This window comes from Polyangium sp. 15x6 (assembly GCF_029960785.1).
GTDB lineage: Bacteria > Myxococcota_A > Polyangia > Polyangiales > Polyangiaceae > Polyangium.
The window spans coordinates 71,225-93,296 of record NZ_JASBQE010000030.1 but is presented as its reverse complement, the minus strand read 5'-3'; the positions used below and the strand labels follow the sequence as shown (position 1 = coordinate 93,296).

Annotated in this window: 19 protein-coding genes; 8 read left to right on the top strand and 11 right to left on the bottom strand. The window is 70.6% G+C overall.

The genetic code is table 11. The features are described from left to right. Window positions 1–27: 27 nt before the first annotated feature. The 6 genes from QHF83_RS22905 to QHF83_RS22880 form a co-directional block, all read right to left on the bottom strand. A complete protein-coding gene (locus tag QHF83_RS22905) occupies window positions 28–822 on the bottom strand; it encodes a hypothetical protein (RefSeq protein WP_282420037.1) in 795 nt (264 codons plus the stop codon). A gap of 100 nt (window positions 823–922) precedes the next feature. Beyond that, complete coding sequence (locus tag QHF83_RS22900) at window positions 923–2,146, bottom strand: hypothetical protein (protein ID WP_282420036.1); 1,224 nt, start codon at window positions 2,144–2,146, stop codon at window positions 923–925. Window positions 2,147–2,281: 135 nt separating this feature from the next. After that, on the bottom strand, window positions 2,282–2,896 hold the full coding sequence (locus tag QHF83_RS22895) for a DUF4149 domain-containing protein (protein ID WP_282420035.1): 615 nt from the start codon (window positions 2,894–2,896) through the stop codon (window positions 2,282–2,284). Then, window positions 2,893–3,924 (bottom strand): tocopherol cyclase family protein, encoded by a 1,032-nt coding sequence (locus QHF83_RS22890; RefSeq protein WP_282420034.1) that lies wholly within the window; start codon window positions 3,922–3,924, stop codon window positions 2,893–2,895. Before QHF83_RS22890 ends, QHF83_RS22895 begins: the two co-directional genes overlap by 4 nt. Further along, window positions 3,921–4,952, bottom strand: coding sequence for a HEAT repeat domain-containing protein (locus QHF83_RS22885; protein WP_282420033.1), 1,032 nt, complete (start codon window positions 4,950–4,952; stop codon window positions 3,921–3,923). Before QHF83_RS22885 ends, QHF83_RS22890 begins: the two co-directional genes overlap by 4 nt. Window positions 4,953–5,012: 60 nt before the next feature. After that, on the bottom strand, window positions 5,013–5,690 hold the full coding sequence (locus QHF83_RS22880; protein WP_282420032.1) for a hypothetical protein: 678 nt from the start codon (window positions 5,688–5,690) through the stop codon (window positions 5,013–5,015). Window positions 5,691–6,006: 316 nt separating this feature from the next. On the opposite strand from QHF83_RS22880, the gene QHF83_RS22875 reads away from it, so the two are divergent. The 5 genes from QHF83_RS22875 (at window position 6,007) to QHF83_RS22855 (ending at window position 12,187) form a co-directional block, all read left to right on the top strand. After that, on the top strand, window positions 6,007–6,312 hold the full coding sequence (locus QHF83_RS22875) for a YfhL family 4Fe-4S dicluster ferredoxin (RefSeq protein ID WP_282420031.1): 306 nt from the start codon (window positions 6,007–6,009) through the stop codon (window positions 6,310–6,312). Window positions 6,313–6,335: 23 nt separating this feature from the next. Next, complete coding sequence (locus tag QHF83_RS22870; RefSeq protein WP_282420030.1) at window positions 6,336–7,094, top strand: hypothetical protein; 759 nt, start codon at window positions 6,336–6,338, stop codon at window positions 7,092–7,094. A 96-nt stretch (window positions 7,095–7,190) separates the two neighbouring features. Beyond that, a complete protein-coding gene (locus QHF83_RS22865; RefSeq protein ID WP_282420029.1) occupies window positions 7,191–8,111 on the top strand; it encodes a hypothetical protein in 921 nt (306 codons plus the stop codon). A gap of 37 nt (window positions 8,112–8,148) precedes the next feature. Then, entirely contained in the window at window positions 8,149–10,134 is a 1,986-nt protein-coding gene (locus QHF83_RS22860; RefSeq protein WP_282420028.1) for a protein kinase, read from the top strand. 58 nt (window positions 10,135–10,192) lie between these two features. After that, the gene (locus QHF83_RS22855) at window positions 10,193–12,187 is read left to right on the top strand and encodes a cation:proton antiporter (protein WP_282420027.1); all 1,995 of its coding nucleotides are present in this window, start codon (window positions 10,193–10,195) and stop codon (window positions 12,185–12,187) included. A 9-nt stretch (window positions 12,188–12,196) separates the two neighbouring features. Here the strand turns inward: QHF83_RS22855 and QHF83_RS22850 are convergent, their stop codons facing one another. The 5 genes from QHF83_RS22850 to QHF83_RS22830 form a co-directional block, all read right to left on the bottom strand. Further along, window positions 12,197–12,895 carry a hypothetical protein gene (locus QHF83_RS22850; protein WP_282420026.1) on the bottom strand — a complete coding sequence of 233 codons (699 nt, stop codon included), beginning with the start codon at window positions 12,893–12,895 and terminating at the stop codon, window positions 12,197–12,199. Window positions 12,896–12,928: 33 nt separating this feature from the next. Then, entirely contained in the window at window positions 12,929–15,379 is a 2,451-nt protein-coding gene (locus QHF83_RS22845; RefSeq protein ID WP_282420025.1) for a hypothetical protein, read from the bottom strand. A 42-nt stretch (window positions 15,380–15,421) separates the two neighbouring features. After that, window positions 15,422–16,270 (bottom strand): ABC transporter permease, encoded by an 849-nt coding sequence (locus QHF83_RS22840; RefSeq protein WP_282420024.1) that lies wholly within the window; start codon window positions 16,268–16,270, stop codon window positions 15,422–15,424. Continuing rightward, window positions 16,263–16,793 carry a hypothetical protein gene (locus QHF83_RS22835; RefSeq protein ID WP_282420023.1) on the bottom strand — a complete coding sequence of 177 codons (531 nt, stop codon included), beginning with the start codon at window positions 16,791–16,793 and terminating at the stop codon, window positions 16,263–16,265. The genes QHF83_RS22840 and QHF83_RS22835 overlap by 8 nt, the downstream gene beginning before the upstream one ends. Before the next feature lie 89 nt (window positions 16,794–16,882). Beyond that, window positions 16,883–17,701 (bottom strand): rhomboid family intramembrane serine protease, encoded by an 819-nt coding sequence (locus tag QHF83_RS22830; RefSeq protein WP_282420022.1) that lies wholly within the window; start codon window positions 17,699–17,701, stop codon window positions 16,883–16,885. 116 nt (window positions 17,702–17,817) lie between these two features. Between QHF83_RS22830 and cysS the strand changes: the two genes are divergently transcribed. The 3 genes from cysS to QHF83_RS22815 all read left to right on the top strand — a co-directional run bounded on the left by cysS (window position 17,818) and on the right by QHF83_RS22815 (window position 22,036). Beyond that, the gene (cysS, locus tag QHF83_RS22825) at window positions 17,818–19,383 is read left to right on the top strand and encodes a cysteine--tRNA ligase (RefSeq protein ID WP_348980460.1); all 1,566 of its coding nucleotides are present in this window, start codon (window positions 17,818–17,820) and stop codon (window positions 19,381–19,383) included. A 410-nt stretch (window positions 19,384–19,793) separates the two neighbouring features. Then, window positions 19,794–20,774, top strand: coding sequence for a DnaJ C-terminal domain-containing protein (locus QHF83_RS22820; protein ID WP_282420020.1), 981 nt, complete (start codon window positions 19,794–19,796; stop codon window positions 20,772–20,774). A gap of 95 nt (window positions 20,775–20,869) precedes the next feature. Further along, window positions 20,870–22,036 carry a hypothetical protein gene (locus QHF83_RS22815; RefSeq protein WP_282420019.1) on the top strand — a complete coding sequence of 389 codons (1,167 nt, stop codon included), beginning with the start codon at window positions 20,870–20,872 and terminating at the stop codon, window positions 22,034–22,036. Window positions 22,037–22,072: the final 36 nt, after the last annotated feature.

The following is a 22,072-nucleotide window of genomic DNA, read 5'->3' as shown; positions in this document are numbered from 1 at the left end:
GCGAATCCGCCCGGGTGTAGAGGGGCTTCAGGGGCGGCAGACGCCGTAGAGCGGCGTGTCGGGGGTGCACGTCTGGCCCGCGGGACAGCCGCCCTTGCCCGGCTCGAGGTCCTGCCAGCCCATGTTCAGGCAGCTATACCGGCAGACCGCGTCGCAGCGCTGGGCCTCGCCGCAGTCGTTGATGGCGTCGCACGGCTCCCCTTCGGCGGCGAACTTCCCCGACGGCGGGACACAAAGCGCGAGCTCGTCCTCGAGCACGGTCAGGCGGCATTCGGCGTCTTCCTCGCACTCGCTCCCGTCGAAGAGCGTGCAGGAGGGGGCGAAGTTGCAGGTCCAGATCCGCTTCGAACCGTAGTTGAGACGGACGCTGCACTTGGCGCTGCCGCAGAAGAACGCGGGCTCGCTCTGGCAGCAGACGGGCGTACAGTAGCCAAAGACGCAATAGAGGCCGGCCGCACACTCGCCGAAGGCCACCGAGCACTTCGCGCCAACCCCCTTGATGCCGCCGCCGCCCTCGCAGACCGTGCCCGTGCCGAGCGAGTTCGGCCGGCACGTCTCGTTCGCGCCCTCGCAGTCCTGCGTGAGCAGGTTGCAATCCGACTGTTCGACGTCGCCGAAGTCCGTGCACATGGGAGGCGCTCCCCCGGTGCCCGACGAGGTCGTCATGCCGCCCGTGCCGCCCTCGCCGCCCGTGCCACCCGTGCCGCCCGTGCCGCCCGTGCCCGCGGAGCCGCTCGAAGGGTTTTCGGTGCCCGGACAACCGAGGAGCAGCCCAGCCGAGAGCGATACGAGGACGAGGGAAGCCAAGCGGATCGGCGACATGCCGCGACGATATCACGAGCCGCGTCGAGGCTCCGAAAAGTGAAGAGGCCGCAGCGAGCCCGCCGCGGCCTCTTCGAGGTGCGTCAGCGTCCGCGAAGGCTCAGGGCATGCCGCCCATGCCGCCCGCGCCGCCGGCACCACCCGCGCCGCCAGCGCCGCCAGCACCACCCGCGCCGCCAGCACCACCCGCGCCGCCAGCACCACCGGCGCCACCGGCGCCACCGGCGCCACCCATGCCGCCGGCACCACCCATGCCGCCATCGGGCGCCAGCGCGCCGAGCGGGTACTCGAGGTCGACGCAGTACTTGCCGTGCACGGTGTCGGTGCAGGTCAGGCCGTTCGACGCATTGCCGCAGGCCGCCTGGCCCTGGTCGCACTTGGGCATCGGCAAGCAGTAGCCGACGTTGGCCGGGTTGCCCTGGATGATGCCCCAGCACCAGAAGTCGGGGGCGACGCAGTCCTCGTGCGACGTGCAGCTATTCGTGCAGAACCCGAGGTCGCCGGGGCCCGTGCAGTTGGTGTCCGGGCCCGGGGTGCAGCCCTGGACGACCGGCGAGAGGACGCAGAGGCCGTTCGCGAGGCCGCCGCAATCGCCCGCGTTCAGGTCCCCGCCGAGGGTGCAGAGGCCGGAGCAGAAGCCCTTGCCCTCCGAGAGGCCGCCGATGCACGCGCCATTGCCACACTCGTCCGCGGCCATCGGATTGCAGAGCGCGCCGAAATCCTTGCCGGGCGTGATGTCGGTCACGCAAAGGCCCGACGCGAGATTACAGATCCGGCCCGCGCCGCAGGCCTCGTCGTTCGTGCACGACGGGAGGCAGACGTCGCCGGCCGTGAGCCGGATGCAGCCGAGATCCTCGCGCCCCTGGCACTTGAAGGGATCGAGATCATCGGCGAGGGTCTGGAGCGGAGGATTCCCGACCTCGCACGACGGAAGGCAACGCCCCTCGGGGGCGCTGCCGTTCGCGCCCTTGTAACAAATGCTGCCGACGCCCGGACAATCGCCGCTCTTCTGGCAGGCCTTGCTACAGTAACCATTCTGCGGGCCGCCGCCGAAGATCGGGTCGTCCTTGTCCGCCGCGATGCAGGTCCCGGGGGCACAATCGGCGTCGGTCGTGCAAGGCATGGCGAGCCAATCCCCCGAATCGACCGTGCCGCCCGTGCCACCGACGCCGCCGGTCCCACCCGCGCCGCCTGCGCCGCCCGTGCCGCCCGTGCCAGCCGTCCCCCCGGGGTTATTATCGCTCCCACAGCCCGTGCTGTTCATCGCGAGCCCGAGGCTCAATCCAAGGGTCGCGAGGACCCACCATGCACTCTTCATCTTCATCGGCCGCCTCCACGCGAAGGAAAAGAAAGACCAGGCCACCCGCGTGACGGGCAGCAAACCTCGCCTTCCGGAAGGCCAAAGCATACCTGCTGAGACGGACGAGGGCCAGCCGCTCGGCCAGTCGGGAGCGGCGCGTCAGTCGTCGCGCGGGCCCGGCGGCAAGGGCGCGACCGCCTCTTCGTCGTCCTCCTCGTCGTCCGGTCTTCGCGGCTGGATGGTGAAGATGGTGAGCGCGACGAGGCCGAGGGCCATCCCCATGCCGATCTTGCCGAAGAGCTCCGCGCGCTTGTGCACGGCCTCGAGGAGCTGACCCTGCGGCGTGTCGTCGCGCTGCACGCCCTGCCTGTGCAGATCGCTGATGCGAGGCGAGAGCGAGAGGGCGACGTAGGCCGCGGAGACGGCCATGAAGAGCGTGCACGAGCGGCGCAGGCGCGAGAGGATCGTGCGGCCGCGGCGGCGCGTGGCGAGGGTGCGCGTGACCTCGGCGGCGAGCGCCGCGAGGGCCGCGCCGAGGGCGATCGCGTCGAACCGCGCGAAGACCGCGCCCATCACGTCACCCGCGATCGACCGCGGGAGCATGCTGAAGACGATCGGCGCGGCGTTGGCGCCGAGCGCGACCATGCCGCCGATGTACACGCCGCCCGCGAGGACGGCGACGAGCGCCGCGACGCGATCGACGACGGCGAGGATACGGTCCCGTTTTTCCTGCGGATCGGGGGCCAGATCGGCCTCGGTGAAGGTGTCGTTCATACGTGCATCCTCACGCCGTGGTCGGCGTCGCGCGTGCCGATCTCGAGCGCGGCGGCGCGGCTCTTCACGACGACGGGCGGCCTGCCCGACGCCTCGAAGCGCACGTGCGCGCGCGAGAGCTTCGTGTTCAAGCAGTACGTCATGGGGCCATCGGGGTTCGGGTAGTAGAGGCCGACCATGTCGTCCGTATCGGCCTCGAACGAGCCCTCGATGCGCGCGGCGCGGCCCTCGGCGGAGAAGCTGTAGCGGCGCAGGCCGACGTCGCCGTGCGCGCGCGCGATCTCGAGCGGCGCGTTCCAGGTGTAGGTCACGCCGCGGAAGCGCGCGCAGACGAGCGTGACGAGCGGCGTGAGCACGGGTCCCACGCGGACGCGGCCGGAGAGAGCTTCAACGACGAGATCTGCTTCGCTCTCCCACGTGTTGACGTGGCACCAGGCATAAAGATCCGCGTGCCCGCGGCCCCAGTTGTGCCCCTGCATGCCGCGCCAGTTGGAGAGATCCCAGCGCTCGCCGTCGACCTCGACTTCACCGGAGAACACGAGGTCGGGATACGGCGTGAGGGTCTTCGATCGGGGGAATTTGCCGCGGTACATCGAGGCGTGCGGGAACGGGACGAACGGGCTCGCCTCGCCCTCGAAACGAAGGTCCCAGCGAATCGAGTGCTCACGCCGCGCGATGCGTCCGTGCGTCTCGCCGGGCCGGATGCGCATGCGCTCCTCGGAGGCGCCGCCCGGCGCAGGGAGGCTCCAGGCGACGTCGAGGCCCTCCTTGCCGAAGATCGCGTCGGCATAAGGGAGCACGTGCTTGACCGCGACGTGCTTGCTCTGCCCGCCGCGGCGATCGAAGGCGATCGCCCAGCCCTCGGCGAGGGCCCGGCCAGGCTCGCGCGCGGAGGCGAAGATCGTGGCCTTGATCCAGAGCGCTCGGTCGCCCGCGGGGTCGTTCGCTTTGAGGAAGTAGCTCTCGACGTGATCGCGGACGGCCACGGGATCGAAGCGGACGGCGTTCGGATCTCTCGGTTCGTTCATGCCGGTTCGTCCTCCGCGAGCGCGAGGAGCGCTTCGCTCACGGCGTGCGGGTCGGCCCGCGAGGGATCCCCTTCCATCGCCGCGATGATCGTGCGGGCCGATCGAATGCGCGCGCGACCGACGGCGGCCACCGCGAGCGTGCGCTTGTTGCGATCCCACGAGCCGAGCTCGCCGACGATCTCGCGCGTGGCGCGCGCGTGGCCCATGCTCGCCAGCGCGACGCGCGCGTGCCAGGAAAAACGGTCTCGACCGAAGCCGAACGCGCCGCCGAACGCCCGCCGCTCGAGCCCCACGCGCGCCTCCGAAAGGCCGAGCGATCCCGCGAGCTCGATCGCGGCCGCCTCGTCCTCGGCGTCCTCCGTCTTGATCGCTCCGTTCACGACCGCGGCGAGCACCTTCGCGCCCGCTTGATCCTCGGCGCGGCCGAGCACCACGGCCGCGGCGACGCGCACCGTGGGTGAAGCGTGATCCACGAGCGCGCGCGCCCTCGCCACGAGGATCGGATCGACCACGTGCTCGCCTTCCTCGCCGCCGATCTCCTCGGCCATGCGGAGCGCGATGTGGCAGACGAGCGGGTCGGCATCCCGCGTGCGGGCGGCGAGCGCCTCCACGACGGACGCGCGATCCTTGCAGACGCGGGCGTACGCGATGACGGCCTGGAACCGCACCTCGGCGCGGGAATCTTCGAGCGCGCGGGCGAGCCTCTGGGCTGCGCGGCTGTCGCCGATCTCGCCGAGCGCGGTGAGGGCCATCTGCCGCACGTGAACGTCGTCGTCCTCGATGGCGACGAGCAGGGCGGGCAGCGCTTCGTTCGCGCCCACGTCGGCGAGCCCGAGCGCGGCGGCCGAGCGGACGGGCGCGGCTTCGTCGGAGAGCGCGCGTTCGAGGGCGCGCACGACCTGGCTGCGCGCTTCCTCGGCGTGGCGGACGAGGTCACGCACGGCGTCCTCGCGCACGGAGGCTTTGGACGAGCCCACGTCGCGGAGGGCGGCGTCGAGGGTGCGGGGAAGCGCGGGCGCCCGGAACATGCGCGGCGAGGCTAGCACGGCGGGTGCCGGATCACTTCCCGCGGATGGTCCGGAAAGACCTCAGGGACCGCCGCCTGCGCCGCCTGCGCCGCCGGCTCCGCCCGCACCGCCTGCGCCTCCGGCTCCGCCGGCTCCGCCTGCGCCTCCGGCTCCACCTCCACCGCCGGCTCCGCCCGCTCCACCTGCACCGCCTGCGCCTCCGGCACCGCCTGCGCCTCCGGCTCCGCCTGCGCCTCCGGCACCCGTCGGAACCCAGGGCGAAGGCGGCGCGGGCGGCGGCGCGGGCAGGCAGATCTGCGGCACCTCGATCGAGACCGGCGGCGGCGCGATCTTCACCACGCAGATGCGCTCGGCGATCGGCTCGAAGTCGATGATCCGCGCGGCGCGCTCCGACGGACGGGCGCACTCGTAGCCCGCGCGGCAATCATCGTTCGCTTCGCAGCCGGACATGCAGAACGTGCGACCGAAGCGACCCCAGCTCGCGTCGTCGGCGGAGCCACAGGCCGGATCGAGCTCGGACGAGAAGGCGACGCAAACGCCATCGCCCTCCGGGCATTTGTCGGGCTCGCACCCGAAGATCGTGCAGTAGCCGCCTGGCTGCGTGGTGTCGCAGAGGCGGTCGCCCAGTTGCGAGCAGTCGGTCGAGGTCGTGCAGTCGTCCCCGATCTTCGGCGAGCAGCCGGCGAGCGCAGCGACGAGGGCGGCGAGGAAGAGCGTGATCACGCGGGGTCGGGGCATCGCAGGGCAAGCGTACTAACGGGCCTCGGGCCGGCGTGCAACCGGGCGCCGCGGACGGCGCCGAGGGGCCGGGATCCGACGGCCGAACGGAGTCGACCGTGGCGCGCTGGATCGCGTTTGCGGCGTTGCTCTGGACGGATGGCCCGGGGCGCTGCAGGATGGGGACGCCGTTCCCTGCCCGCCCATGGTCTGGAGGGCGCGCGGCGCAGAGCCCGGGTCTTCTCGAACGTGCGGAACGCTCGAATTGACAGCCGGGGCGCCGCCCTTTAGATACCGGGAAATTCCGGACCGCACCCCCGGAGGACGAAGCAACCCCATGGCTACCTACATCACCGAAGATTGCATCAACTGCGGAGCTTGCGAGCCGGAGTGCCCCAACGAGGCGATCAGCGAGGGCGACGAGATCTACGTGATCGACCCCGAGCTCTGCACCGAGTGCGTGGGCTTCTACGACCACGAGGCCTGCCAGGCGGTTTGTCCGGTGGAGTGCTGCTTGCCCGACCCGAACCGCGTGGAGACCGAGGAGGCGCTCATCTCCCGCGCCTCCCGCCTGCATCCGGATGACGGCGAGCTCAAGAAGAAGGTCGCCGTGAACAACTTCCCCTCCCGCTTCCGCAAGTAACCCCGAGGAGCGCCGCCCCCGAGGTGCATTCGCCCACGGCCCGCCCCAAGCTCCGGCCGCTCGCCCTCGCGCTCTGCGCGCTGGGCTTGGGTGGTTGCGGCGGTGGCGTTCCCCTCCTGCATCCCGCACACGTCCTCTCGCCCGGCAAGGTCACGCTGGGCGCGGGTTTGTCCGGCCGGCCCGTCCTCGCCGCGCTCCCGAGCGCGCCCGGAACGGACGCGGCGCCGATCGAGCGTGCCCTCCAGGATCTGGCGATCGCGCCGGCCGTCGCGCCGTGGGTGGGCGGCCGCATCGGCATCACGGGCTCGAACGAGGCGGGCCTGACGTACTCCGGGCGGTCGGTTCGTCTGGACGGACGGCACGCGTTCACCTTGAGCAAGAGCGTCTCGCTCTCGATGGGGCTCGGCGGCGAGGTGATCCTGGCAAGGTCGGGCGTCGACGGCGGGGTCGGCGGGGGGACGGGCGGGGGGCTCGACGTCCCGCTGCTGCTCGGCTGGAAGAGCACGGGGGAGCTTTACTCGGGCTGGATCGGCCCGCGGGCGGGGATCTCCTGGGTGCGCGGGAGTGTCCTTCCGGACGACGCGACGAAGCCTTTGGCGCTCGCGGGCGAGCATGTCCGGGTCGGGATGGTGGCCGGGTTCCGGCTCGGGTTCCGCCACGTGCACGTCGCCCTGGAGATCGGGGGCGACTGGCACACGGTCTCGGGCAGCCTGGGCGAAACGGACGTCTCGTTCGATCAGTTCTCGCTGACCCCGGCGGGCGCCCTGGTCGTCGGCTTCTGAGCATTTCCTGCGAAATACGGCCCAGATTCGGGGACAGCGGAGCGACCTCGGGCGAGGTGCTTGCCCGCCCCGAGGACCCGCCATAAACTGCCAATCATGCGCTCTTCGAACGTCCCGCTGCCTGCGCTCCTCGCCTCTCTCGGCGTTGTCGTGGGCGGTTGCTCGGCCCCCGTGGCCGACGCCGACGAGATCACGAGCGCGATCGGGGCGACGACCGAGGCAATCGTCCTCGTCGAACGCAGCGCCGCCGAGGGTGAGTTCGTCCAGACGAACGTTTCGGCGAAGTTCATGCGCCTCGCGTCGGGCGCGGATCCCGAGCTGGCCGAGCGCGTGGTCGGTGGATCGTGGCTCGAGTTGCCGGCCGCGGGCGAGTGTGTGGCGCTCACGCCGTTCGCCGCGGCGGAAGAGGCGGACGCGCTCTCCGCGCTCGGCTCGATCGAGCTGCTCGACGTGGGCGACCTGTCGATCCAGGCCGGGACGACGCGCATGCCGCTCGCGACGCGGGCGTTCCCGGACGTGGGAGCGTTCGTCTCGGGCGTGTTCTACACGTCGCGCGACGCGCAGAGCGATCTGCCGGCGCCCGCGCGGTACGTGCTCGAAAGCACGGGCACGGGGACGCTGAATCCGTTCTCGATCGAGGCCGAAGCGCCGAGCGCGCCGGAGCGGGTTCGTCTCGGTGAAACCGCGCTCGCCGAGGGCGTGGTCTTCGAGGAAGGGGCGGCGGCGACGCTGCGGTGGAACGCGAGCGAAGCGCCCACGGTGGGCGATCTCGTCTACGTGGATCTGACGGCGCCGAGCGGCACGGGCATTCGTTGCACCTTCAACGATTCGGGCGAAGGCATGATCCCGGCGTCGGCGCTCGACAAGAAGAGCTGGGGCGCGCTGCCCGCGACGGTCGCGCTCTCGGTGCATCGGCTCCGCCAGGGTGGCTTCGCGGCCGCGGGGATCGACGCGGGGGAGCTGCGGTTCGACCTGTCCGTCGTCGGTCGCGCGACGATCGTGCCTTCGTCGCTCTGACGAACGTTCGTCCGGTAAAACCAGCGGGGACCCTTCGATGAACCCCGACGAGCGCGAGACGGCAGAGCGTTCCCGAACGCACGCGGAGGCCTCGCGAAGGCTGGAAGAGGCGTGTGATTTCACGGGGGCGGCGCGGGAGGCGCTGCTCGCGGGAGACGCGCGGCGGGCGGCGAGGCTCGGCGCGCTCGGGGGCGACGACGCGACGGCGCGGGAGGCGATCACGCGGGTCGCGGAGCGGCTTCCGAGGGAGGTCGCGCTCGCGACGGCGTCGGATCTCGGTTCACGAGGGTTCGGCAAGTACGCAGGGGCGCTCTACGCGCTTCTCGGCGAGCACGCGGATGCGGCGAGCGCGTTCGTCGCGGCTGGGGAGGTGCTGCTCGCGGCCGAGAGCTTCGAGCGCGCGGGGCAACCGGCCGAGGCGGCGCGCGCGCTCGAGAGTGCGCTGCGGCAACGGCCGGATCAGGCGGCGCCGCGGCTCGCGCTGGGCGCGCTTCTGGCGCGGCACGGGCGAACCGAGGGGGCGATCAAGGCGCTGCAGCAGATCGACGTGGCCGCGCCGGAGCGGGCCGCGGCGCTGCCGCTGCTCGCGCGGTGCTTCGAGGAGGTCGGGCTCGCCGAGGCGGCGCGAGAGACGCGCGCGGAGATGGCGCGGCTCGGGGTTCGCGAGGAGCCGCCCGCGAAGGACGCGCCGAGGGAGGCGGCCCGGAAAAACGACCGGCGCGGCGGGAGCGTGGTTCTTTTCGGGCGGTACGAGACGACGCGGGAGATCGCGTCGTCGGCGCACGCGCGGCTCGTCGAGGCGATCGATCGGATCAGCGGCGAGCGCGTCGCCGTGAAGATCTTCAGCGGGCTCGTCGAGGGCGCGGGGCGCGACGCGCTGCAACGCTTCGAACGAGAAGCGCGCGCGCTCGAGCGGCTGCGCCATCCGAACGTGGTGCCGCTCCACCAGTACGTGCCCGAGGGGCCGGCGATGGTGCTCGCGTTCATGCGCGGCGGGTCGCTCGCGGACAAGATGCGCGAAGGACCGATGGCGCCGGCGCGGGCCGTGGAGATCGCCTGTCTTCTGCTCTCGGCGCTCGGCGAGGCGCACCGGCTCGGGATCCTGCACCGCGACGTGAAGCCCGCGAACGTGCTGTTCGACGACGCGGGGACGGCGATGCTGTCGGACTTCGGCGCGGCGCACCTCGGCGACCTGTCGAGCACGGCGACGGCCGGCGCGATCGGCACGTACGCGTACATGTCGCCCGAGCAGAGGCTCGGTCGTCCGGCGGGGATCACGAGTGATCTCTACGCGGTGGGCGCCGTGCTTTACGAGCTGCTCACGGGGGAGGCGGCCGAGCCCATGCGCGGGCGTTTCCAGGGAGGAGCGCCGAGCGAGAAGAACCCGGAGCTCGGGCCGGAGCACGACGCAGCCGTGGCCGCGCTGCTCGCAGAGGAGCCCGATCGCCGGCCAGAAGATGCATTCGAGGCGCGGCGCGCGCTGTCGGCGCTGCGCTGGCCGGAGGCGCTGCCGAGGCGATGGGCCGCGACGAACGGGAGCGAGCGGCCAGCCGCGCCGAGGGAAGGTGAACGCCTGGGGCCGCCGCTCGCGCTGGGCGATGGTCGCGACATGGCGAGCTTGCGCCACGATGCGTGGCTCGATCGCGAGGTGCTCGTGATCCCGATGGACGAGGCGTCCCTCGCGCGGGCGCGCGCCTTCGCGCGGGCGGGGCATCCAGCGCTGCCGACGGTGCTGCGCGTGGATCGCGCGGCCGGCGAGATCTGGGCGGCGCCGCCGCTCGGAAAGGCGCTCGCGGATGCGCCGCGCACGCTCGACGCGGCGGCGATCGAGCGGCTCGGGCAGGCGCTCGCGGCGCTCGCGGCCGTGGGCGGCGCGCACGGCTACGTCGACGCGCAGCACCTCTACTGGTTCGACGGCGAGATCGAGCTCGCCTGGCCGCGCAAGCCAGCGACGCCGGACGCGGCCGCGAGAGACCTCGCCGCGATCGAGGCGCTCGCGCGCGGCATGCCGCCGGCACGCTGATCCGCGCGCGCTTCCTGCATCCCGCGTCCCGCACGGGCGCTCTGCGCCCACGCGGACCATGGAGCAGATCCCGATCCTGCGAGACCTCGCGATCATCTCGATCGTCGGCGTCCTCGTCGTGCTCGTGCTCGGCCGCGTGCGTTTGCCCGTCGTGGCGGGGCTTCTCCTCGCGGGCGCGTTCATCGGCCCCACCGGCTTCGGGCTGCTCAGCGACGTGCACCGCATCCAGTCGCTCGCCGAGATCGGCGTCGTGCTCCTGCTCTTCGGCATCGGCCTCGAGTTCTCCCTCGAACGGCTGCGCCAGATCGCCAAGACCGTCACGATCGGCGGCTCGCTCCAGGTCGGTCTCACGATCCTCGCGTCGGTCCTCTGCGCGCGTGTCGCGGGCGAGTCGCTCTCCCGCGGGATCCTCTTCGGCTTCCTGTTCGCGCTCTCCAGCACCGCGCTCGTGCTGCGCACGCTCGCCGAGCGCGGCGAGGTCGACGCGCCGCACGGTCGCTTCATCGTCGGCGCGCTGATCTTCCAGGACCTCTGCGTCGTGCCGATGGTGCTCGTGATCCCGATCCTCGCCGGCAAATCCGGCGGGGATCCGGCGCACGATCTCCTGCTCGCGCTGGGCAAGGCGGCGCTGCTCGTGCTCGTGACCGTCATCGTGGCTCGTTCGCTCGTGCCGCGGTTCTTCGCACTCGTGGACCGCGCACGGAGCCGCGAGCTCTTCCTCATGGCCGTGCTCGGCATCTGCCTCGCGACCGCGTTCTTCACGTCGCTCGCCGGCCTCTCGCTCGCGCTCGGCGCGTTCCTCGCGGGCATCCTGCTCGCGGGCAGCGAGTACGCGCACCGCGCGATCGGCGACGTCCTGCCGCTGCGCCACGCGTTCACGAGCCTGTTCTTCGTCTCGCTCGGCATGCTGCTCGACGCGCGCGTGCTGATCGAAAAGCCGCTCTCGGTCGGGCTGTACCTCGCCGCGTTCGTCCTCGGAAAGGGGTTCATCGCGACGCTCTCGGCCCTGTCGATGCGCTTCCCCGCGCGCGTCGCGTGGCTCGCCGGCGTGGGGCTCGCGCAGTTCGGCGAGTTCGGCTTCGTGCTCGCGACGCTCGCCGAGAGGAACGGGCTCATCACGCCGAGCGAAGATCGGGCGCTCCTCGCGGCCGGCGTGGTCAGCATGATGATCACGCCGCTCGCGATGCACCTCGCGCCGCGCGTGCGCGCCGGCGAGAAGATCCTGAAGCCGCTCGAACGCCTGCTCGGTGCGCGCGGCATCGACGAACCCATGCCCGAGCACTCCGCGCTCTCGGAGCACGTGATCATCGTGGGATACGGCGTCGCCGGGAAGATGCTGGCGCGCGCGCTCGCCGAGACGTCGGTGCCTTACCTCGTGCTCGAGCTGAACGCGGAGACCGTTCGCGCCGCGCGTGAGGCCGGCGAGCCCGCGTATTACGCGGACGTCACGAGCCCCGAGGCGCTCGCGAGCGCGCGCGTCGAGCACGCCGCCGCGCTCGTCTTGCTCATCAACGACCCCGAGGCCACGCGCCGCGCCGTGGCTGCCGCGAAGCAGAGCGCGCCGAAGATCCCCGTGCTCGTGCGCGCGCACTACATCGCCGCGGACCGCGCGCTCACCGAGCTCGGCGCCGAGGAGGTGGTGTTCGAGGAGCTCGAAGCCGGGCTCGAGATGATCGCGCGCGTGCTGCGCCGGCGCGGCATCCCGCGGAACGTGATCATCGAGCGCGTGAACGTCGCGCGCCGCGAGAGCAAGGGGCTCTTCATTCGAAAGCAGACGCTGCAGCGGCCCACGCTCGCGGAGCTGCCCGAGCTCGGCGAGCTCAAGGTGGAGACGTTCCTCGTGCGGCGCGGATCCTTCGCGTGCGACAGGAGTCCGCTCGAGCTCGATCTGCGCCGCAAGACCGGCGCGAGCCTCGTGGCGATACGCAGAGGCGGTTCCCTCTGCGAGGACGTCGCCGCGAGCGCGCCGTTCCGCGAGGACGACGTGCTCTACCTCGTCGGCAAGCTCGTCGCGATCGAGAGCGCGGTGCGGCTGCTCGACGAGGGCGACTAATCGGAGAGCTCAGGCAGCCTTGCGCCGGCGTCGCTCACGCACGCGGCGCGCGAGTGCTCGCACGAGCGCGCGCACGCCGAGGCCCGCGCCGAACAACAAGCCGAGCGACGAGGGCACACCGGCCGCCCACACGACGATCGGGATCGGCGGCCGCGTCGGGCACGTCGAGCGCATCGCGAAGCGGCACGCGTTCAGCTGATCGATCTCTTCCCGCGCGGCCGTGATCTCCGGCGTCTCGGGCAGCGCGCGCATCGCCGCCGACGCGAGCATCCACGCCGCGAGCGCTTCCCGATCGGCCGACGCATCCCGCGGCACGTGGTCCTTGATCGCCGCCGCGATCGCGCGCGCCCGGGCCGTGGGCTCGAGCTCCGCGAACGCCGCCGCGAACGACGACGCGACCTTGCTCGACATGCGCCCGAGACAACTGAGGGCCCGATCCTCGGACGGTCGCAGGTACACCGTGCTCCCGTCGGGCGTCAGGTGAGGGATCGATCCCGTGACGGGCTCCTCGCGCGAAAGCATGCGCCGCGCGCTGACCACGCACGGCGGCAAGCGCGGCGGCGGGCGCAGCCACACCGAGGCGTACTGCAGGTACGACACGAGCGCGGCTGCGAAGCCGAGCGCGGAAATCACGAGGATCGCGGCGATCACGATGCGCGCGCGACGCCCCCGCGCAGGCTCGGCCGAAGAGGAATCGGTCGCGCTCATGGGCAACGCTTTTGATCGGCCGTCGCCGGCCTGTCAACCGCGGAGCGCCTCGCCGGGCGTCTGCGCGACCTTGACCCAGACCGACGCCGCTTGCGGCTGGCGCATCGCCGCCGACAGATACGCGAGGAAGCGCGCGCAGGCTTGCTCGGCCCGCCGATCCGATGCCTCGCGCGCCCGCGCGAGCGCCGTCAACGTCTCGAGCAGCGCCCGATCCATGTTGCCCGCCGACGCGAGCGCGATGCCGTACGACAGGAGCGCCCGCGCATGCGCCTGCGGCGAGTTCGCCGCCGCCACCGCTTCCTTCAGCTTGCGCAGGCCCTCGCCGGGCTCGCCGCGCGCGAGCAAAACGAACGCGCTCATCCGCTCGACGAGCGCGTCGTGCTCTCCCGTCACCCGGAGCCGCACGAGGATGTCCTCCAGCGTCTCGACGTCGCCCTCGACGAGCGCCTGGCGCAGGAGCTTCGACAGCCGCTCCGCCATCACCACGGGATCCTCGACCGCGTCGGGATCCTCGCCGAGCGCCGCGACCGCATCCGCCACCGAGGCCTTTCTCGGCGACCCGAACGCCGTGACGCCCGCGCTTTCCGCGCCGAGGCTCTCGGGCGAGAGCGACCCGATCGGCGAGGACGGGTGAGGCTCGGAGCGGATCTGTCCCCCCTCCCCCATCGCCGCCTCGATCATCGACGCGATCGAGATCTCCTCGGCGTGCGGGTCGACGAGCAGCTCGCCCTCGTCCGAGAGCTCTGGCACTTGCACGTCCGGATCGAGGCTGCGCGCCTCGTCGATCAGCGCCGCCGCCGCCTTCCGCAGGCCTGCGCCTGCCGCCGCGAGCGCCGCCTCCGCCGCGAGCACCGCCGCCGAGGCCCGCTCCCCCGCGACGGCCGCGTGATACGCCGGCTCCGCGAGCCCGAGCGGCCCCACGTTCTGCTCGAGCACGCGCCCCGCCATGCGATGCCAGAGATCGCGCGTCCCCGCGTCGAGCAGCCCGATCAAGACGCGCGTCGTCGTCCTCGACGCGATCGCGAGCCACCCTTCTTCCGGCCGGTACGCCCATCCCGCGCCGCAGAGCGCGTCCTCCACGACGGCCACACGCGCGCCCGCGCCCGCCATCAGCGTCGACACCGCGTCCACGATCTCGTTCGGCGCATCCGCGCCGAGCAGCGCGACCCCCACGAGCGCCGCGCGCTCTCCCGGTTCGAGCCACGTTGCGCGCCGCGTGATCCACTCGTGCGCCGGCAAAGGTGCGCCTCGACCGCTCGCCCGATCCCGCGGCTCGGCCACGTCGCCGACCCACCTGAGCTCGCCCGTCGAGAGACCTTCCGCGAGCGCCTCGCGGATCCCGAGCGGCATCCCTTGCCCGCGACGCGCCCACCTCTCGGCCGCTTCCTGCGTGATCGCACCTCCGCAGAACGCGCGCGCGAGCTCCACCGCCGCTTCTTTCGGCAGCGGACCCAGCGTCACCTCCACGGCCACGGGGATCGACGAGAGCACCTCGGGCAGCGTCTCCTCGACGTCGATCCGCACCACCGATCGGAAGAACCCCGGCGGCGGGATCGCCTGCGACACCACCTCCAGCGTCGCGAGGTCGATCGACGTCACGTCGTCGACCGTGAGGAGCCCCGATCGTCCATCCACCGGCGCGAGCCACGCATCGACGAGCTCCGCGGCGCGCTGCGGGCTGATGCCTTCCCCTGAAAGCAGCTTGTCGAGCGCCGCGGCGAGCTCCTCCGGCAGCTCGGGCGGCGCTTCCCGCGCGAGCGACCGCGCGAACGCGTTGCGCAGCGCCCCGAGCGGCTCGCGTGGCAAGAACGTCGGCGCGATCCGGAGCGATCGCGGCGGCGCGAGCCTGTGCACGAGCTCCTGGAGCAGACGCGTCCCGCCCGCGCCCGGCGCGGCTCGCAAGAGACCTGCACATCCGAGCGGCACCGAGAGCTTGCCGAGCTCCTCCTCACGCCCGACGAGCGCCGGCGCGGCCACGAGCTTGTGCACGTTCGCCAGCGTGTCGCCCCGCAGCGGCGCGTAGATGTCGAGCCGCAGGCCCCGCACGATCGAGCCATCCGCGGCGCGCCCTCGACGCAGCCCCGCGGTCACCAGATCGCCGGACTGCACCGCCGCGACGTCCGGATCGAGCAGCACGTCACCGGGACGCGCGATCGCCGCGAGCCGCTCCGCGCGTAGAAGCGCCTGACCCCACCCGAGCCCGCTCGGCGTGCCGAGCGCTTGCATCTCGCCCTGCGCGATGCCGATCCGCAAGGGCTCGGCGTCCTGCGCTTCGGCCACCTGTTCGAGCGTGAACCCGAGCGCCTCGTCGAGCGCCTCGGCGGCGAAGTCGAAGCTGTACGCCTCGCCGCCCCACGCGCAGAGCGCGCCTCCATGAGCCTCCGCGCGCTTCCGGATCGCCAGCGCTCTCTCGAGATACCCCGATCCGGAGCCTGCCTCCGGGCCACTCGGCCCGTGGAAGCTCACCACGATACGTTCCGCCACGCGCGCATCGTCTCTCATCGCGCCCGGCAGTCAAAGGGGTTCTCAGCCGAAAATGATGAACCCTAGCTTCGTAAGGACGAAGTCCGCCACGAGGATCGAGATCGAAACGCCCACCACGGCCCGCGTCGTCGACTGCCCCACGCCCTCGGTACCGCCGCGCGTGATCATGCCGAAGTGACAGCCCACGAGCGCGATGATCGCCCCGAAGAACGGGCACTTCATGAGCCCCATCCAGAAGTCGCGGAAGTTCATCGAGCCGAGCGCGGAGCGCAGGAAGAACCCCCACGGGATCCCGAACTGCCAGTCGCAGATGATCATCGCGCCCGAAAAACCGATCACGAGCGCCAGCGCACCGAGCACCGGCATCACGATCACGCAGGAGATCAGCCGCGGCACCACGAGCTTCTTCATCGGGTCCGCCCCGAGCGCGCGGATCGCGTCGATCTGTTCCGTCACGGCCATCGAGCCCACCTCGGCCGCGATGCCCGATCCGATCCGACCTCCCACGATCACCGCCGTCAGCGTCGGCGCGAGCTCGCGCGAGAACGACAGGCCGATCACGCGGCCCGTGTACTCCATGCCGCCGAACTTCTGCAGGCCGAAGGCGAACTGCACCGCCATGACCATGCCCGTGAAGAGCGCCGTCGCGCACGCGATCCCGAGCGATCGGATGCCGAGCTGCTCCATCTGGTGCATCGTCGATTGGAACTCGAACGGTCTCTGGAACATCGCCGCGAACGTCTCGCGCGTCATCCGCCCGAGCTGCCCGAGGTGCACGAGGAAGTTCATCCCCCGCTGCGCGAGCCGCTCGTAGAACGGCGGCTCCGGCGGCAGCCCCGGCAGCTTCTTCGACGGCTTCTGCGACTCCACGCCCGCGGTCTGGCTACTCATCGGCCGGCACCGTCGCGAACCCTTTGACGAACTCCCGGAACGGCCCGACCGCGGCCGGGAAGCCCGCAGGGTCCGCGATGCAGTAGAGGTCGTAGACGCAGCCGTCCTTCTTCAGCACCCACACGTCGAACTGCCGCGGCACGCCGTCGAGCTTCGCCGTCACCACCGTGTGGAGCGCCTCGCGCCCGTCGAACGGCACGACCTCCTCGACCTCGATCTCGCGCTCCGTGAACTGCAAGAACAGGTGCTGCACGAGCGAGCGCAGCGGCACGTCCTCGCCGTCCACCTTGCAACGGCCCGACGCCGCGATCATCGCGTCGTTCGCCGAGTCCTCGAACGCGAGCGCCTCGCCGTCGAGCTCGATCCGTTTCCACGTCGAGGGCGGCGTCGGCACGCGGAACGCGTAGCCGCGCCCTCGGTAGACCGAGCCCGTGAAGCTCGGCGCCCCGCACGCGCCGATCCCGAAGAGCGCGAGGCAGAGGCCGAGCAAGAGCGCTCGGGGGCGACGAAAGGGCATTCCCATCGCGCGGGCGAACCTAACACGCCCAAGGGAGCGTCTCCGGCGGAAACCGACGACCTGACCATGCTGTGACAGACTGCGTAGTCCGTTTCTCACCAGCCCCACGGGTCCCGGCCCGAAGGCCGTCGCGGCGGCGGCGGGGCGCCGTAGGGCGAGCCGTAGGGGGATTTCGGCTTCGGGGCGGGCGGGCGGAACCGGTTCCAGCGGTCGTGCTCGCGGGGGGTTTTGTCGCGTATGAACACGCGGACGAGCAGCGCGCCCGCGACGAACCCGCCGAGGTGGGCGAAGAACGCGACCCCGCCGCCCGTGCCGCCGAGCGAGCCGAGCCCGCTGAAGAGGTTCACCACGAAGTACTCGAGGATGATGACCCAGGCCGGGAGCTCGAAGAAGATCCCGAAGAAGAGCCAGAGCGGGAGGATCGGGTTCAGCACCGTGATCGGCGAACGCGGGTAGAGCGACCCGTACGCCGCGAGCACGCCCGAGATCGCGCCCGAGGCGCCCACCATGGGCACGACCGACGAGGGGTTCACGACCACCTGCGCGAGGGCCGCGGCCATGCCGCAGAGGACGTAGAAGAGCGCGTACCTGCGGCTCCCCATGGCGTCCTCGACGTTGTCGCCGAAGATCCAGAGGTAGAGCATGTTGCCGCCGAGGTGCGCCCACCCGGACGGGTCGTGCATGAACATGCTCGAGAACATCGTCGGCAGGGCGGCGAGCGGCTCGTGCACGAGGCGCGCGGGCACGAGGCCGTGCTCCATGAGCAGCTCGTAGGCCCTCGCCTCGGTCCCGCGGGGGCCGGCCCCCGTGATCAGCATCTTCGTCCACACGAAGACGCAGATGTTCACGACGATGATCAGCCAGTTGACGTAGGGCGTGCGCCGAGCCGGCAGGCGGTCTCGAAGGGGCAACATGACGGGACCGCCTTACCATGCGCATCCCATGCCGGCCCTTCAAGGACACGAGGCTCCGCCTTCCCCCTCGTGACAGGCGTGGACCGTGCTGGTAGACGGTGAACGCGATGCCTCCGATCGGCCTACGCCTCCACGACACGATGACCGGCAAGCTGACCCAGCTGGTCCCCAAAAGGGCCGGCGAGGTACGCGTCTACTGTTGCGGACCCACCGTCTACGACGTCGCGCACGTCGGTCACGCGCGCGCCGCGCTCGCCCCCGACGTGCTCGTGCGGCATCTGCGCAGCCAGGGCGTGCGCGTCGTGTACACGCGCAACGTCACGGACGTCGACGACAAGATCCTCGCGCGTTCGCGGGAAAACGGCGAGACGCCGCTCGATCTCTCGGCCCGCATGGCAGCGCTCTACCAGGAGGACATCCGCGCGCTCGGCTGCCAGGACCCGGACCACGAGCCGCGCGTCTCCGACTCGATCGGCGACATCATCCGGATCATCGAGACGCTGATCCAGAACGGAAACGCGTACGTCGCCGACATGCCGAACGGCTCGAAGGACGTCTACTACGCGGTCCGCTCCTTCGCGGAGTACGGCAAGCTCTCGCACCGGCACATCGAGGACCTCTGCTCGGGCGCGCGCGTCGAGGTCTCCGAGCAGAAGCACGACCCGCTCGATTTCGCGCTCTGGAAGGGCGCGGGCGACTGCACGTGGGGCTGGGAGAGCCCGTGGGGGAAGGGCCGCCCCGGCTGGCACATCGAGTGCTCGGCGATGAGCGAGCGTTACCTCGGCTACGGCTTCGACGTGCACTGCGGCGGGATGGACCTCATCTTCCCGCACCACGAGAACGAGATCGCGCAGAGCGAGGCCGCGCATCCGGGCGAAGGGCCGTTCTGCTCGCTCTGGATCCACAACGGGTTCGTCAACGTCGACAAGGAGAAGATGGCGAAGTCGCTCGGCAACTTCGTCACGATCCGCGACGTCTACCAGCGCAACGACCCCGAGGCGCTCCGGTACTTCCTGCTCACGGTGCACTACCGCGGCCCGATCGCCTTCGAGACGGAGAAGCGCGCCGACGGGCGAGTGGTCTTCCCAGGCATCCTGGAGGCGGAGCGGCGGGTCGATTACCTCTACCACACGCTCGGCCGGCTCGGCTCGCTCGCGGAGCTCTCGAAGGGCGCGACGGGCGGCGACGACGCGCCGGCGCCGACGATGCGTTTGCCGAAGGAGATGGCGCCGATGATGGACCTCGCCTCGGCGGCGCGCGGCAAGGTCGACACGGCGCTCGACGACGACCTCAACACGCCCGTCGCGCTGGCGGTCGTGGGCGAGCTCGCGCGCGCGGGCAACGAGCTCGTCGACCTCGCGCAGAAGCGCCGCAAGGACCCGGAGATCGCGAAGGCGGCGCCACTCGTGGCGAAGATGCTGGCGCGCGCGCTCTGGTCCACGGTCGAGCCGCTCGGCATCTTGCAGACGCCAATGGACGTCTACCGGGCGCGCACGCAGGCGCGGCGGCTGTCGATCCTGGGCAAGACGGCGGAGGAGATCACGGCGCGGGTCGAGGAGCGGCGGCAGGCGCGGCAGGCGAAGGACTTCGCGCGCGGCGACGCGATCCGCAAGGAGCTCGAGGAGCTCGGGATCGAGGTAGCAGACAACCCGACCGGGACGACCTGGCGCCTCGGCGTGTAGGAACGACTCCCTCTTCTTGGGCTGGGGCCGCCGCGCCGGGGCGCTGCCCCGGGCCCCGCGGGGGCTATCCGCCCCTCGACCCGGACCAGGCACGGCCTGGACCGAGGGTGGAAGAACTGCGCTCCGCGCAGTTCTTCCAACGGGCCCGTTGGACCGCGTTGCCCGTCGAAAGGGCAGCGCGGCTGTTTCGGTTGGCAGGATCGTCGCCGGTCTTGACTCGGCCTGTTCGATGAACTGCGCATCGCGCAGTTCATCGACCCCGAGTCCAGGGCTTGCCCTGGTTCGGGTCGAGGGGCGAACAGCCCCCGCGGGGTCCGGGGCAGCGCCCCGGCGAAGCGCCTCCAGATGAGGTCGTTCGATCGCCTCCCCCCGTGACGTGGCCAGATCCGGGAATTACCCTTCCCCGGCCCATGGCTCGCGACCTTTACTCCGTGCTCGGCGTCGCCCGGGACGCAGACGAAGACACCATCAAGAAAGCTTTCCGCAAGCTCGCCGTCCAGTACCACCCGGACAAGGCGCCTGGAAAGGCGAACGAGGCGAAGTTCAAGGAAATCAACCACGCCCACGAGGTCCTGTCGGACAAGCAGAAGCGAGCGCTCTACGACGAGTTCGGCGAGGAGAGCCTGCAGCAGGGCTTCGACGCGGACCGAGCGCGCTTCGTGCGCCAGTACGGCGGAGGTCGTGGCCGAGCCGGCGCGCCCGGCGGGGCCGGCGGCGTTCCGTTCAACGTCGAGGAGATCTTCGGCGGGGGCGGAGGCGGCGGCGCGTCCGGCGATTTCGGCGACCTCTTCGGCAACATCGGCGATCTCTTCGGGCGGGGCCGCGGCGGGGTGCGCGGCGGCGGGGGCGTGCGGGCGCGGAGGGGGCAGGACGTCGAGAGCGAGGTGACGATCGATTTCGTGTCGGCGGTGAAGGGCACGACGGTGCAGCTCCAGCGCGAGGGCGAGGAGCCGATGACGGTGCGCATTCCTGCGGGCGCGAACGAAGGCAGCCGCATTCGAGTCCCTGGGCAGGGCGCGCCTGGAATGGGCGGCGGACCTGCCGGGGATTTGCTTTTGACGATCCACGTGACGCCGCACCCCTTGTTCAAGCGCGAGGGCGACGACCTGCGCCTCGACGTGCCGGTGAGCATCGGGGAGGCGTATTTCGGCGGGAAGATCAAGGTCCCGACGCCGGACGGCGAGGTGACGTTGAAGGTCCCGGCGCACACGCAGAGCGGGCAGGTGCTCCGGCTGAAAGGAAAAGGCGTTGCGCGAAAAGGAAAAGAGCCGGGGGATCTTTACGTGCGGTTCTTGATTCACATCCGCACGGAGGAGGATCCGCGCGTGGCCGAGGCGGTGAAGGAGCTGGAGTTGCCCGGGGAGGAGTTGCGGAAGGAATTGCGGTTTTAAGGCACGTTGTTCCTGTACGTTCCACTCGCGGTGCCACCGAAGATGTAACTTGAGAAGTGGCCGAGCGACGTTGTGAAGGGCACATGAGGCGCCCCATGGGTGATGCTTGGGTCTACATTGACGAATCGCAAGCTCCTCACGCCACAGGCGCGGAAGCAGGTCAGCCGTTTTGGTTGGGTGCTCTGATTACGGAGCAGCCGATCGAACAAGGTCTGATTGACGGCGCACTCGGCCAGCTGAAAGCAGACCCTGATTCAGTTGGAAATACACAAGACGAGGCCACGCTCGGCAGGGGATACTTCCACGCCTCAGAAGACTCGAAGAATGCTCACTCCTGGATTTGTCGTGCAATCGTCGATGCTCCTGTCCATGCCAAATTCTCAGCTACGAGGTGGTTCTTCGACAGGCACGACAGCAACGAGTACGATGGCGCGAAGCTCCACCGATTGACTGCCCTCCTTAGTGTCATGACCGCCCTCCAGGATGACTTCGAGACGATTCACGTCTTCGTAGCAAGCCGAGAGGGAAGCTTCGAGCAGACACACATGGTCCAATGGCCCGACTACTGCCTCAAGATGCAGCTTGGCGCCCTTGTGGACATGCCTATCCTACCTACCAGGTTTCCAAGAATCGACGCTCAGCTGGTCTCACCCAACCATCCCGGGATTCAAGCCTGCGACTTTATTCTTTGGGCGGTGCAGCGTTCGAAACCCGTCCGGCTCAGTCCAACAGGTAAGAGCGACTGGTTGAAGCGACTTGGGCTCCAGCTATGGGCGGATGGTGGCGCAGAAAACAGCGCTCAGCAGGCACTGGAGGGCATCCTGGGCAAAGGAATTGAGCGAGCCATCTTGCCTCCGATGGACTCACCTCCGCCTCGAAGGCTTGAGTCTCTCGATGCGGCGGAACGCTGGGCCCTCGTCCAGCAAATTGCAGATGATGTCCACCGTGCAGCCTCTCTCGCTGAAGGCAACCCGCGAATAGGTCACCTGGCAGCCTATCTTGAGCGCGCGTCTGCCGGTTGCGAGAGGGCGCATCAGGTGTCCCCTAACGAGTTGCGAGAACTGCTTGGCGCCATGATGGAGGCTTTTCTACTCACGTGCCATACGCTTCCCATGTTCGACGTGACGGACGGAGCTGCGTGGGCTCGCGTAACTGAAAAGCGAATCCTCGCAGCGGCATTCATGAAGGGTGATTGGCTATGGTTGCCGCCATCCTTCTCTTTACGCTCGCGCGACGTTGCCGCACCGGTTCCTACACGCTGAGCGCAGACCGACATGGCGGTGTGCCTTGCCCCCTCC

Excerpts from the sequence above, each read along its gene's own strand:
- QHF83_RS22905 (WP_282420037.1), bottom strand. The coding sequence starts at position 822 with ATGTCGCCGATCCGCTTGGCTTCCCTCGTCCTCGTATCGCTCTCGGCT.
- QHF83_RS22880 (WP_282420032.1), bottom strand. The coding sequence starts at position 5,690 with ATGCCCCGACCCCGCGTGATCACGCTCTTCCTCGCCGCCCTCGTCGCT.
- QHF83_RS22900 (WP_282420036.1), bottom strand. The coding sequence starts at position 2,146 with ATGAAGATGAAGAGTGCATGGTGGGTCCTCGCGACCCTTGGATTGAGC.
- QHF83_RS22820 (WP_282420020.1), top strand. The coding sequence starts at position 19,794 with ATGGCTCGCGACCTTTACTCCGTGCTCGGCGTCGCCCGGGACGCAGAC.
- QHF83_RS22885 (WP_282420033.1), bottom strand. The coding sequence starts at position 4,952 with ATGTTCCGGGCGCCCGCGCTTCCCCGCACCCTCGACGCCGCCCTCCGC.
- QHF83_RS22815 (WP_282420019.1), top strand. The coding sequence starts at position 20,870 with ATGGGTGATGCTTGGGTCTACATTGACGAATCGCAAGCTCCTCACGCC.
- QHF83_RS22865 (WP_282420029.1), top strand. The coding sequence starts at position 7,191 with ATGCGCTCTTCGAACGTCCCGCTGCCTGCGCTCCTCGCCTCTCTCGGC.
- QHF83_RS22835 (WP_282420023.1), bottom strand. The coding sequence starts at position 16,793 with ATGGGAATGCCCTTTCGTCGCCCCCGAGCGCTCTTGCTCGGCCTCTGC.
- QHF83_RS22840 (WP_282420024.1), bottom strand. The coding sequence starts at position 16,270 with ATGAGTAGCCAGACCGCGGGCGTGGAGTCGCAGAAGCCGTCGAAGAAG.
- QHF83_RS22860 (WP_282420028.1), top strand. The coding sequence starts at position 8,149 with ATGAACCCCGACGAGCGCGAGACGGCAGAGCGTTCCCGAACGCACGCG.
- QHF83_RS22855 (WP_282420027.1), top strand. The coding sequence starts at position 10,193 with ATGGAGCAGATCCCGATCCTGCGAGACCTCGCGATCATCTCGATCGTC.
- QHF83_RS22890 (WP_282420034.1), bottom strand. The coding sequence starts at position 3,924 with ATGAACGAACCGAGAGATCCGAACGCCGTCCGCTTCGATCCCGTGGCC.
- QHF83_RS22875 (WP_282420031.1), top strand. The coding sequence starts at position 6,007 with ATGGCTACCTACATCACCGAAGATTGCATCAACTGCGGAGCTTGCGAG.
- QHF83_RS22830 (WP_282420022.1), bottom strand. The coding sequence starts at position 17,701 with ATGTTGCCCCTTCGAGACCGCCTGCCGGCTCGGCGCACGCCCTACGTC.
- QHF83_RS22895 (WP_282420035.1), bottom strand. The coding sequence starts at position 2,896 with ATGAACGACACCTTCACCGAGGCCGATCTGGCCCCCGATCCGCAGGAA.
- QHF83_RS22850 (WP_282420026.1), bottom strand. The coding sequence starts at position 12,895 with ATGAGCGCGACCGATTCCTCTTCGGCCGAGCCTGCGCGGGGGCGTCGC.